Annotated in this window: 1 protein-coding gene; it reads left to right on the forward strand. The window is 62.6% G+C overall.

Features of this window, described 5'->3' with window-relative positions; all coding sequences use genetic code 11:
- Positions 1–65 precede the first annotated feature (65 nt).
- The coding region (locus SB679_RS26330; RefSeq protein WP_410705381.1) for an undecaprenyl diphosphate synthase family protein at positions 66–235 on the forward strand (170 nt) is incomplete at its 3' end.

A 235-nucleotide genomic window follows, 5' to 3' on the forward strand; every position in this document is an offset into this window, starting at 1 on the left:
GAGCGTAGCTGACTGTGGCACTTGGAAAGAAGACTAAGGCACGCGCGCCCAGGACGAACCCGGTCATTGCGCCCTACAAGCATCCCTCCGGTGCTGAGCCGCCGCGTATTCCCAGCGAGCTGATCCCGCAGCATGTAGCTATCGTCATGGACGGCAATGGCCGTTGGGCAAATCAGCGTGGCCTGCCGCGCATCGAGGGCCACAAAGCAGGGGAGCCTGCGTTGCTGGACGTGAT

It is taken from the genome of Chryseobacterium sp. SIMBA_029 (assembly GCF_046535275.1).
Lineage (GTDB): Bacteria > Bacteroidota > Bacteroidia > Flavobacteriales > Weeksellaceae > Chryseobacterium.